The sequence below is a fragment of the Curtobacterium sp. MCLR17_058 genome (assembly GCF_003234705.2).
GTDB lineage: Bacteria > Actinomycetota > Actinomycetes > Actinomycetales > Microbacteriaceae > Curtobacterium > Curtobacterium flaccumfaciens.
This window is the reverse complement of the sequence record NZ_CP126262.1, coordinates 1,360,836-1,373,257: the sequence shown is the minus strand read 5'-3', so window position 1 is coordinate 1,373,257 and position 12,422 is coordinate 1,360,836. Positions and strand designations below refer to the sequence as shown.

Here is a 12,422-nt window from a genome sequence, read left to right as displayed (position 1 = left end):
TCACGGCCCCGTAACGATGAGGAGACGCAATGGAGCGGACCACCCTGGACGGCACGTGGACCCTCGAGGCGGTGACCGGGCCCGAGCAGTCGGCGGAGCACCGCGGACCGGTCGAGGCGCAGGTCCCCGGCTGCGTGCACACCGACCTGCTGCGGGCCGGCCGGATCCCCGACCCGTTCGACGGCGACGGCGAGGCCGCCACCCAGTGGATCGGCGACACCGTCTGGCGCTACCGCCGCACCTTCGAGTGGACCGCGCCGGACGAGACCCGCCACGACCTCGTCGCCGAGGGCCTCGACACCCTCGCCACGATCGAGCTCAACGGCATCGTCGTCGCGACGACCGCCAACCAACACCGCTCGTACCGGTTCCCCGTCGGGCACCTGCTCCGACCGGGCGCGAACGAGCTCGTCGTCACGTTCGACGCGCCCGTCCCCGCCGCCGAGCGGCTGTCCGCCCTGCACGGCGGCGAACTGCCGCACGTCAACCACCACCCCTACAACGCGCTCCGCAAGAACGCGTCGAACTTCGGGTGGGACTGGGGCGTCGACGTCGCCACGAGCGGCATCTGGAAGTCGATCGGCATCGAGTCCTGGAGCGGCGTCCGCATCGCGGCCGTCCGCCCGCTCGTCGACCTCGACGGCACCACCGGGCTGCTGACGGCCCACGTCGACGTCGAGCACGCCGGCTCCACCGGCTCCTTCTCGCAGGCGATCGGCAGCGCGCCCGTCGCGTCCGCAGACGGTTCTGCGGGCACCGGCCTGGAGGCCCGGATCACCCTGGCCCCGCACCCCGCGTCCGCAGGACACACCGGTTCCGACACCGACGGCCGGGTCGTCGGCGCACGTCCCGTCGTCCACGGCGCCGCGACCGTCCGCCTCGAGGTCCCCGACGTCGCCGTCTGGTGGCCCCGCGGCGAGGGCGACCAGCCGCTGTACGACGTCCGGGTCGAGGTCGGCGACGACGTGTGGACCGGCCGCGTGGGCTTCCGCACGGTCACGCTCGACACCGCCGCCGACGCCGGCGGTGCGCCGTTCCTGCTCCGCGTCAACGGCCGTCCGGTCATGGTGCGCGGGGCGAACTGGATCCCCGACCACGCCTACCTGACCGAGATGACGCCCGAGCGGTACGCGGACCGGATCCAGGACGCGATCGACGCGAACATGAACCTGCTCCGCATCTGGGGCGGCGGCATCTACGAGTCCGACGACCTGTACGACCGTTGCGACGAGCTCGGCGTCCTGGTGTGGCAGGACTTCCTGTTCGCCTGTGCCGCCTACGCCGAGGAGCCCTGGCTCGCCGACGAGGTCGAGCCCGAGGTCCGCGAGGCCGTCACCCGCCTCAGCCCGCACCCGTCACTCGTGGTGTGGAACGGCAACAACGAGAACCTCGTCGCCTACGCCGAGTGGGGCTGGCGGCCGTCGCTCGTCGGCCGCACCTGGGGCAACGGCTACTACCGTTCCCTGCTGCCGGCGGTCGTCGCCGAGCTGGACCCGACCCGGCCGTACACGCCGGGCAGTCCGTTCTCGTTCGACGAGTACCTGACGCCGAACGACCAGCGGAACGGCAGCGTGCACATCTGGGACGTCTGGAACCGGCTCGACTACCGCGCCTACGCCGACTGGGAGCCGCGGTTCGTCGCCGAGTTCGGGTTCCAGGGCCCGCCGGCGTGGTCGACCCTGACCGCGGTGGTGCACGACGAGCCCCTCGACCCGGACGGCCACGAGATGCTGGTGCACCAGAAGGCCGACCAGGGCAACCGGAAGCTCGCCGACGGCATGCGGGGGCACCTGCCCGAGCCGACCTCCATCGAGGACTGGCACTTCGCCGCGCAGCTCAACCAGGCGCACGCGATCCGCTTCGGCATGGAGTGGTTCCGCTCCCGCACACCCGACAACACCGGCATGATCGTCTGGCAGCTCAACGACGACTGGCCCGTGGTGTCCTGGGCCCTGGTCGACCACGCCGGCATCCGGAAGCCCGTCTGGTACGCCGTCCGGCAGGCCTACCAGCCCGTGCTGCTCACCGTCCAGCCGTCGTCCGGTGCCCAGGGCGGTGACGGCGACGGCGACGGAGGTCTCGACGTCGTCCTCGTCAACGCGTCCGGGGCGTCGGTCGCCGACGAAGTCACCGTCTCCCGTGTGGCCTTCGACGGCACCGTGCTCGAGTCGTCGTCGTTCATGCTCGCGGCCGCCCCCGCCGATGCCGACCGGGTGCAGCTGCCGTCGTCGCTCGCGGCACCGGGCGACCCCGGTTCCGAGGTCCTCGTCGTCACGGGAGCCGGCACCCGCACCGTGCACGACTTCGCCGAGGTCGTCGACCAGGCACTCGACCACTCGCCCCTGTCCACGGTGGTGTCGGCGAAGGAGGACGGCGCAACGGTCACCGTGACGGCGACGGCGTACGCGCGCGACGTCTCGCTGTTCCCCGACCGCGTGGATGCGGCCGCCCGCGTCGACGACGGCCTGGTGTCCCTGCTCCCCGGCGAGTCGGTGACCTTCACGGTGACGGGCGCGCCGGGCATCGCTGCACAGGAGCTCGTCCACCCGCTCGTCCTCCGCCACGCGGGTTCGCTCCTGCCCTGACCCGGGTGCTCTAGGGGGGACGGCGACGTTCCCTCGCGCCGCTGACGGTTCCGGTTCACGATCCCCCGGGTTCGCGAACCGGAACCGTCACCCGAGCACGCCCACCCACCTCCGCTGCACCCGCACCACCGCCACCCGCACCGCCGCTCGCACCCGCACCCCGCACCCCGCACCCGGCACCCGGCACCCGGCACCCGGCACCCGGCACCCGGCACCCGGCACCCGGCACCCGGCACCCGGCAGCACCGTCGCTCGCACCGGCACCACTCCCACCCGCAATACCGCAGCCCGCAGCCCGCAGCCCGCAGCCCGCGGACGGAGCGGCCGTCCCGCACCGCCGCCTCGTTCACCGCGCGACACCCCACACCGAGCGCCCCGGGACGGCCATTTCCTCTCGACGCGTGACGGTTCTGGTTCACGATCCCCGAGGATCGCGAACCAGAACCGTCACGTCACCGATCAGGAAACGCCTCCCCCGCCGAAGGAGCGCGGCTGACGGCGCTCAGTCGATCGCGCGGAGCTCCAGCACGATCGCGGTCGCGGGTGCGAGCAGTGGCAGCCGGGCGCCGACGTCCTCGAACACGGCGCCGGTCAGTTCCAGGTGTCCGCGCACGAGCCACTCCGGCGGCACCATGTCGAGCCCGCGCGGGACAGCGAGCCCGGACACCGGGGCGAGCCGGTAGCGCCGCGACCGGTCGAGTCCGCGCATCCGGAGCGGCACCGGCAACGACCTCGGCCCCGTCTCCGTCCGCGCCACCCGCACCAGCGCCCGCGCACGGTCGGTGGCCACGACCGACGTCGCCACCGTCCCCGGTTCCCCGAGGTCCAGGTGCCGCAGCCGCCCGGAGTGCAGCAGCCCGCGCTCCCGTCGGTACAGCGCCGTCCAGGCCCGGAGCCGGTCGAGCTCCTCGGGCGACAGCTTCGTGATGTCGGTCTCGATGCCGGCCGAGCCGAACAACGACACCGCCATCCGGAAGTCCAGGTCGAGGTGCCGGCCCGTGGTGTGCGAGATCTCCGGCCCGACGTGCGAGCCGATCAGCTCGAGCGGGAGCAGTGCCTCGGTCCAGCGCTGGATCGGCAGTCGCTCGAAGGCGTCGTTCGAGTCCGACGGCCACACCCGGTCGGTGCGCTCGAGCACGCCGAGGTCGATCCGGGCACCGCCGCTCGCGCACGCCTCGATCTCGAGCCACGGGTGCCGCGCACGCAGCTCGTCCATCAACGCGTAGACGCCGCGGGTGTGCGCGTCGATGCCGGCGCGTCCCGCGTGCACAGCGTGCACGATGTCCCGGTTCTGGTCCCACTTCACGAAGTCGACGTGGTGCTCACCGATCACGCGGGACATGCTCTCGAGCACGTGGTGCCGGGCCAGCGGGTTCGCCATGTCGAGCACGTACTGGTTCCGCCACGTGCGGACGTCGTCCTCGGGGCGCTGCAGCATCCACTCAGGGTGGGCCTCCGCCAGCTCGGACACCGGGCTGACCATCTCGGGCTCGAACCACAGGCCGAACTCCATGCCGAGCGCACGCACCCGGTCGACGAGCGGTGCCAGCCCGTGCGGCCACACCGACGGGTCGACGCGCCAGTCTCCGAGCGAGGTCGAGTCCGACCGCCGGCCGAGGAACCACCCGTCGTCGAGCACGAACCGCTCGACGCCGATGTCCGCCGCCGTCTCGGCCAGGGCCACCAGGGGCTCGAGCTCCTGCCGGTAGTAGACGGCCTCCCACGTGTTGAGCACCACGGGCCGGGGTCGTCGCGGGTGCCCCGGGCGGCTGCGCAACGAGTCGTGCAGCCGGTCGGACAGCCCGTCGATCCCGGTGTCGCTCCAGCCGAACACGGCGTCGGGGGCGGCGAACGACTCCCCTTCGCCGAGCACGACCTCGCCGGCGCGCAGCAGTTCTCCGGCACCGAGCAATGGTCGCGCCTCGGCGAGCTGGTCGTACCGGTACACGGAGTCCGCGCTCCAGGCCAGGTGCACCGCCCACAGCTCGCCCTCGGCGTCCGAGAACCCGGGCGTCCCGAGCACGAGCAACGTCGGCGAATCGTGGCCCGTCCGCCCGCGACGGCTCTCCCGCGCGTGGCTCCCGGCCGTCGCCCCCCGGCGCTGCGGTGTGCGCTCTCGGGTCCACCGTCCGCCCAGGTCGAGCACCTCGGTGATCCGCTCGCCCACCGGCAGCGTCGCCTCGAGCGCCTGCACGTGCACGGGCTCGGCGTGGGTGTTCGTCACCGTGTGCCGCACCCGCAGCACCCCCGCGGAGTCGAGCGCGAACTCGCTCCGGAGCGCCAACGAGTCCGACTCGGCGGTCACGACGATCCGCTCGTCGTCACCGATCACCACAACGTCGAGCCACCGCGGCACGAGCGGCATCCCGTCCACGTGCCCCGCGATCCCCGGTCGCCCCTCCCACCCGTCGCGCTCGGTCGGCAGCACCGTGAGGGGCCACCGCGCGTCGAGCGCACTCGGCCCGAGCGGCCGGCCGAGTGCGAGCAGCAGGTCGGCCGCATCGTCCGGCGCGACGGGCCCGACGTCCCGACCCCAGTGCAGCACCTCGGGCAGCCCGTCCGCCGCGGACGCCAGCACCAGCGACACCCCGGCCGATCGCAGCACGTACACACGTCGATCGCCGGCACCGACGGCTGTCGACTCGCGCTCCACGACGGTCACGAGGCCCGCTCCTCGCGCAGCACGCGGACGCGTCCGGCCGGCACGACGGTGTCCGGCCCGTGGCCGGACCCGTCGAGCAGGTCCGTGCCGGACGCGACGACCGTGACGTCGTCAGCACGGTGGTTGACGAGGAACAGGAAGGCGGAACCGTCGTCGCCGACGCGACGCACCGCCTCCAGGCCGGGAGGCCCGGTGACCGTCCGCAGGATCCCCCGCTCCGCGATCACCCCGTCCACGAGCCGTTGGATGCTGTCGTCCGCGAGCATCGCGGACACGTACCAGGCGCCGCCGCCGACGGCGCGGCGCGTGACGGCGGGCCGGCCCGCGAGCGGGCCGTCGGTGTACCGGAGCACGGACTCGGCGTCCTCGAGGACGACCGCCTCGGCCCAGTCGGTGACGACCTCGCCGTCGTCGAGGGTCCAGCGTTCGTCGTGCTGCAGCGGGGTGAACTCCTCGCTCCAGGCGCCGAGCACCTGGTGGAACGCTCCCGGGTACCCGCCGGTGCGGATGCGGGCGGTCTCGTCGGCGACGCCGGACAGGTAGGTGACGATCAGAGTGGCGCCGCGGTTCACCACGGCGGACAGCCGCGCGGCGGTCGCGTCGTCGACGATGAGCATCGTCGGCACGACGACCACGTCGTAGCCGTCCAGGTCGGCGTCGGCGGGCACCACGTCCGTCAGCACCTGCCGATCGTGGAACGCGCGGTGCCAGGCGCGGAGCTCCCGGCCGTAGCGCAGGCCCCGGTGCGGCTTGAGCCCCGACTGCACGGCCCACCCGGAGGCCTCGTCCACGACGATCGCGACCCGGGCCGGCTCGACGCGGGTGCCCTGGACGGGGGCGAGGTCCTGCAGTGCCCGGCCGAGGGCGAGCACCTCGCGCCAGATGCGAGTGCGGGTGCCGGCGTGCGGGAGCATCGCCGAGTGGAACTGCTCCGCACCCACGGTGGAGGCCCGCCACTGGAAGAACAGCGCCCCGTCGGACCCGTGTGCGACGTGCGCCAGGGCGTTCCGGACGAGCTCCGCGGGTTCCTTGGCGCGGTTGCGCTGCTGCCAGCTCGGGCCACCCGTCGAGTGCTCCATCAGCAGCCAGGGGCGGCGGTCCGCCGACATCCCGCGCATCCGGTCACCGGCCAGCGCGAGGTCCTGCTCGCGGCGGGCGTCGTCGACGAGCGTGTAGTGGTCGTTCGCGACGATCGCAACGTGCTTCGCCCACCCGGCGTAGTCGACGACCTGCGACCCGGCGCCCACCATGAAGTTCGTCGTGACCGGCACGTCCGAGTGCTGCTCGATGACGGCCTTCTCGGCGTCGTACTGGCGGAGCAGGGCGTCGGAGGAGTACCGCTCGAAGTCCAGCGCGAGCCCGGGGTTCGGCGCTCCGCCCACACCGCGCGGTGGCGAGACCTCGTCGAACGAGGTGTACGTGTGCCCCCAGAAGGCCGTGCCCCACGCGTCGTTCGCGGCCTCGACGTCGCCGTACTTCGCGACGAGCCAGTGCCGGAAGTCCGCTGCCGACTCCTCGCAGTAGCACCGGCCGTTGCCGCCGCCGAGCTCGTTGCTCACGTGCCAGAGCCGCACCGCGGGGTGCCGGCCGTACCGCTCCGCCAACGCGTCGACCATGCGGAGCGCGTACTCCCGGAACAGCTCGGAGGCCGGGCACCACCCGAGTCGTCCACCCGGTCGCTCTCGCCGCTCCGTGGCGTCCACCGGGAGGATCTCCGGGTGTGCGGTCAGCAGCCAGTTCGGTGGGGCAGCGGTCGGCGTCGCGAGGTCCACCGCGATCCCGTTCTGGTGCAGCAGCGCGAGGACGTCGTCGAGCCACTCCCACGTGAAGTCCCCCGGCGACCGCTCGAGCAGTGCCCACGAGAACACCCCGACGGTGACCAGGTTCACCCCGGCCTCGCGCATCAGGCGAACGTCCTCGAGCCAGGTCTCCCGGGGCCACTGTTCGGGGCTGTAGTCGCCGCCGAACGACAGGCCGTCGGTCGGCCACGGGACGGTGGGGGCAGCGGTCACGGCATCTCCTTCGATGGTGTGGACCGCTCAAGCCTCCCGTCTGCGTCCGCGTTTGTCAACGTGTGTAACTAACGCGCCGACACCTATGCCTGATCTCTCGACCGCTCACTCCCCCAGCAGCCGGCGGATGGCGAGGACCGCCCCGGCGCGTGCCCACTCCGAGAACTCGAACGGCTGCACCTCCACCGTGACCGGCTCGGTGTACGGCGCCAGGGCGGCCCGCATCGAATCGTCCACGGTCGCCCGCGCCAGGTCGTACACGGGCAGCCCGTCACCAGTCAGCACGATCGCCGAGGGGTCCGCGATGTGCACCGCGGTGGCGAGCAGGACCCCGAGGGCGCGGCCGGCATCCTCGAACGCAGCGAGGGCGCTCTCGTCGCCGTCCCGCGCGAGCTCGACCACCTCGTCGTACGTCTTCCCCTCGTGCCCGGCGTTCCGCACGATGACCGGACTCGGCAGGTAGCTCGAGGCGCACCCGGCGTGACCGAGACCGCAGTCCGGACCGCCTCCGAGGACGGGAAGGTGCCCGATGCGCCCCAGTCGCCCGTGCTCCCCGGTGGAGACCTGCCCGTTCGCGATGAGTCCGAGGCCCAGGCCCTCACCGACCGTCACGAGCACCATCGACCCACGGCCGGCACCCGCACCGAACCAGTGCTCCTTCGCCGTCAGCGCATGGACGTCGTTCGCGGTGAACGTGGCGATGCCCGTCCGCTCCTCGAGCATCCGGGCGAACGGCACCTCGTGCCACCCGAGGAACACCGACGCCGCGACGACGGACTCCCCCGCGCGCACCATGACGTCTCCGGGCAGCGAGACCCCGACCGCACAGATCGCCGGGTGCGCATCCCGGAGCCGCTCGAGCACCGCCGTGATCTGCTCCGCGAGCGACTCGGCCGCGGTGTCGTCGATCGCCTCTTCGTGCAGCGCGAGGACCCGTCCGCCCAGGTCCGTGACCGCGGCGTACAGGCGGTCCTTCGTGAGCTTGATGCCGAGGAACTCCCACTGCCCGCTGCTCACCTGCAGGAGCTCCGACGGGCGGCCGGTGGCGCCGCGAACATCAGTGCCGACCTCGACCACGAGCCGCTGTGACACGAGGATGCGCATCGCCCGCGTGAGGCTCGCCCGTGAGAGCCCGAGTGACCGAGCGATCTCGGCGCGGGAGAGCACCCCGTGGATGAGGATCTCCCGCAGCGCCAGTCGGGAGCCGTCGGGCAGGGCCGGCCAGGCTTCGGTCATCGTTCCTCCGTCGTCGGCTGATCCTACGGCCTGACCGGACCCCTTCGACAAGGACCCCGAACGGGCCGCAGAACGCAGAAAACCCCTGACCACGAATGGTCAGGGGTTCCCTGGTGTTGCTACGTTAAGTCCGGCGGCGTCCTACTCTCCCACAAGGTCCCCCTTGCAGTACCATCGGCGCTGAGAGGCTTAGCTTCCGGGTTCGGAATGTGACCGGGCGTTTCCCTCTCGCTATGACCACCGGAACACCTTCGACCATGATCTGGTCTCAAAGCTGTCCCGACTGCTGCCCTCGGTGAAGAGGGCAGAGCGGTGTATTCAGTTTCGATTCCCGATCGTCTGTCGGGAACCACAAAGTGGACGCGAGCCCGTGCAACAAGTGCACGGAAATCAGTGTGTTATCAAGTCTTCGGCTTATTAGTACCGGTCAGCTCCACGGGTCGTTAGTCCCCGCTTCCACATCCGGCCTATCAACCCAGTAGTCTGCTGGGAGCCTCTCACACTCAAGGTGCATGGAAATCTCATCTCGAAGACGGCTTCCCGCTTAGATGCTTTCAGCGGTTATCCGGTCCGAACGTAGCTAATCAGCGGTGCCCTTGGCAGAACAACTGACACACCAGAGGTTCGTCCATCCCGGTCCTCTCGTACTAGGGATAGATCTTCTCAAATTTCCAACGCGCGCAGCGGATAGGGACCGAACTGTCTCACGACGTTCTAAACCCAGCTCGCGTACCGCTTTAATGGGCGAACAGCCCAACCCTTGGGACCTACTCCAGCCCCAGGATGCGACGAGCCGACATCGAGGTGCCAAACCATGCCGTCGATATGGACTCTTGGGCAAGATCAGCCTGTTATCCCCGAGGTACCTTTTATCCGTTGAGCGACAGCGCTTCCACAAGCCACTGCCGGATCACTAGTCCCGACTTTCGTCCCTGCTCGACCTGTCAGTCTCACAGTCAAGCTCCCTTGTGCACTTACACTCGCCACCTGATTGCCAACCAGGTTGAGGGAACCTTTGGGCGCCTCCGTTACTCTTTGGGAGGCAACCGCCCCAGTTAAACTACCCATCAGGCACTGTCCATGAACCCGATCAGGGTCCTACGTTAGACATCCAAAGTGACCAGAGTGGTATTTCAACAATGACTCCACGAACACTAGCGTGCCCGCTTCACAGTCTCCCACCTATCCTACACAAGCCACTCCGAACACCAATACCAAACTGTAGTAAAGGTCACGGGGTCTTTCCGTCCTGCTGCGCGTAACGAGCATCTTTACTCGTAGTGCAATTTCGCCGAGTTCGCGGTTGAGACAGCTGGGAAGTCGTTACGCCATTCGTGCAGGTCGGAACTTACCCGACAAGGAATTTCGCTACCTTAGGATGGTTATAGTTACCACCGCCGTTTACTGGGGCTTAAATTCAGAGCTTCGCCCAAAGGCTAACCCTTCCTCTTAACCTTCCAGCACCGGGCAGGCGTCAGTCCGTATACATCGTCTTGCGACTTCGCACGGACCTGTGTTTTTAGTAAACAGTCGCTTCCCACTGGTCTCTGCGGCCTTCAACGCTCACGGAGTAAATCCGGTCACGTGTCCGGCCCCCCTTCTCCCGAAGTTACGGGGGCATTTTGCCGAGTTCCTTAACCACGATTCTCTCGATCTCCTTGGTATTCTCTACCTGACCACCTGAGTCGGTTTCGGGTACGGGCGGCTGCAACCTCGCGTCGATGCTTTTCTCGGCAGCATAGGATCACTGATTTCCCCTTACGGGTACGCGTCGGATCTCAGGCACACAGACGACGGATTTGCCTATCGTCAGCCCTACATCCTTACACCAGGTTCACCTTACGGATACCATCGCCTGGCTCAGCTACCTTCCTGCGTCACACCTGTTCATACGCTAACCGCACCAGCATGGGGTCGAGCGTTAGACCGGCCACCATCACCCCGAAGGGATCCGGTTGTACCGGGTTAGGACTCTTAGCACCACTGGATTAGCTTGGGCGGTTGTTCGCCGGTACGGGAATATCAACCCGTTGTCCATCGACTACGCCTGTCGGCCTCGCCTTAGGTCCCGACTTACCCAGGGCGGATTAACCTGGCCCTGGAACCCTTGGTCTTTCGGAGGACGGGTTTCTCACCCGTCTTTCGCTACTCATGCCTGCATTCTCACTCGTGTAGCGTCCACGGCTGGATCACTCCGCCGCTTCACTCGCCACACGACGCTCTCCTACCACTCCGCACGACTGAACCACGAAGGCTTGTCTATAGTGCGAAATCTACAACTTCGGTGGTGTGCTTGAGCCCCGTTACATTGTCGGCGCGGAATCACTTGACCAGTGAGCTATTACGCACTCTTTCAAGGGTGGCTGCTTCTAAGCCAACCTCCTGGTTGTCTGTGCAACTCCACATCCTTTCCCACTTAGCACACGCTTAGGGACCTTAGTTGGTAGTCTGGGTTGTTTCCCTCTCGACGATGAAGCTTATCCCCCACCGTCTCACTGCTGCGCTCTCACTCACCGGCATTCGGAGTTTGGCTGACGTCAGTAACCTGTTGAGGCCCATCGGCCATCCAGTAGCTCTACCTCCGGCGAGAAACACGCAACGCTGCACCTAAATGCATTTCGGAGAGAACCAGCTATCACGAAGTTTGATTGGCCTTTCACCCCTATCCACAGCTCATCCCCTCCATTTTCAACTGAAGTGGGTTCGGTCCTCCACGACGTCTTACCGTCGCTTCAACCTGGCCATGGATAGATCACTTCGCTTCGGGTCTAGAACATGCGACTCAAACGCCCTATTCAGACTCGCTTTCGCTACGGCTGCCCCTCGCGGGTTAACCTCGCCACATATCACTAACTCGCAGGCTCATTCTTCAAAAGGCACGCCGTCACCCCTACTAAGGAGGCTCCGACGGTTTGTAAGCAAACGGTTTCAGGTACTATTTCACTCCCCTCCCGGGGTACTTTTCACCTTTCCCTCACGGTACTTGTCCGCTATCGGTCATCTGGGAGTATTTAGGCTTATCAGGTGGTCCTGACAGATTCACACGGGATTTCTCGGGCCCCGTGCTACTTGGGATACACATCCGGCCATAACACCATTTCGTCTACGGGGCTGGCACCCACTACGGCCCGGCTTTCAAACCGGTTCGACTATGATGCGCTGTAACCGTCCCAGTCCGGCAGAACTGAGTGACGTGTCCCACAACCCCGACCATGCAACGCCCGCCGGCTATCACACATGATCGGTTTAGCCTCATCCGCTTTCGCTCGCCACTACTCACGGAATCACATGTTGTTTTCTCTTCCTGTGGGTACTGAGATGTTTCACTTCCCCACGTTCCCTCTACCCGCCCTATATATTCAGGCGGGAGTCACCAGGTCGCAAAACGCCTGGCGGGGTTTCCCCATTCGGAAATCCTCGGATCACAGCTCGATTATCAGCTCCCCGAGGCTTATCGCAGATTTCTACGTCCTTCATCGGCTCCAGATGCCAAGGCATCCACCGTTTGCTCTTAGAAACTTGACCACAAAGATTAAAATTGCGATCCAACGTCACCAATCAACAACCTAAGAGGCTGATCATGGATGACGCGAATCAAAGATGCTCGCGTCCACTGTGTAGTTCTCAACATACGATCGGCACCAGCACTCCCCCACCACAAGGTAGGTTCACCCTGGCCCGACGAAGGACCCGTAGGCCCAACCCCCACCACCACTCACGTGACAGCAGGAAGCCTGGTCCCTCAGGACCCAACAACGTGCACCAGCCAGCAGCTCCACCCCGACCCGTCCCAACCCTGCAAGCAGAGCGTACTGAGGTCGGAAGCATCACTCCCAACTGCACTGTCAATGTTCCACCCATGAGCTACCCGTCGGACACGTTCGGTCCGAAACAGGCGCCTGGACCAGCAACCAACCACCCCTAATG

4 protein-coding genes and 2 rRNA genes are annotated in these 12,422 nt (G+C 67.5%); 1 reads left to right on the top strand and 5 read right to left on the bottom strand.

The window, feature by feature from the left end; all coding sequences use genetic code 11:
* The first annotated feature begins 29 nt into the window (after positions 1-29).
* Complete coding sequence (locus DEJ11_RS06555; protein WP_111105074.1) at positions 30-2,585, top strand: glycoside hydrolase family 2 protein; 2,556 nt, start codon at positions 30-32, stop codon at positions 2,583-2,585.
* 502 nt (positions 2,586-3,087) lie between these two features.
* Here the strand turns inward: DEJ11_RS06555 and DEJ11_RS06550 are convergent.
* The 5 genes from DEJ11_RS06550 to DEJ11_RS06530 form a co-directional block, all read right to left on the bottom strand.
* The gene (locus tag DEJ11_RS06550; protein ID WP_258375542.1) at positions 3,088-5,247 is read right to left on the bottom strand and encodes an alpha-galactosidase; all 2,160 of its coding nucleotides are present in this window, start codon (positions 5,245-5,247) and stop codon (positions 3,088-3,090) included.
* Positions 5,244-7,259 carry a beta-galactosidase gene (locus tag DEJ11_RS06545; protein ID WP_111105075.1) on the bottom strand — a complete coding sequence of 672 codons (2,016 nt, stop codon included), beginning with the start codon at positions 7,257-7,259 and terminating at the stop codon, positions 5,244-5,246. Before DEJ11_RS06545 ends, DEJ11_RS06550 begins: the two co-directional genes overlap by 4 nt.
* 105 nt (positions 7,260-7,364) lie before the next feature.
* The gene (locus DEJ11_RS06540; RefSeq protein ID WP_111105076.1) at positions 7,365-8,495 is read right to left on the bottom strand and encodes an ROK family transcriptional regulator; all 1,131 of its coding nucleotides are present in this window, start codon (positions 8,493-8,495) and stop codon (positions 7,365-7,367) included.
* A 128-nt stretch (positions 8,496-8,623) separates the two neighbouring features.
* A 5S ribosomal RNA gene (rrf, locus tag DEJ11_RS06535) occupies positions 8,624-8,740 on the bottom strand.
* Between the two features lie 152 nt (positions 8,741-8,892).
* Positions 8,893-12,020: ribosomal RNA gene (locus tag DEJ11_RS06530) — 23S ribosomal RNA — on the bottom strand.
* Positions 12,021-12,422 lie beyond the last annotated feature (402 nt).

What these genes read in the sequence shown, in the direction of transcription:
- DEJ11_RS06555 (WP_111105074.1), top strand. Translation starts at nt 30, where the DNA reads ATGGAGCGGACCACCCTGGACGGCACGTGGACCCTCGAGGCGGTGACC.
- DEJ11_RS06540 (WP_111105076.1), bottom strand. Translation starts at nt 8,495, where the DNA reads ATGACCGAAGCCTGGCCGGCCCTGCCCGACGGCTCCCGACTGGCGCTG.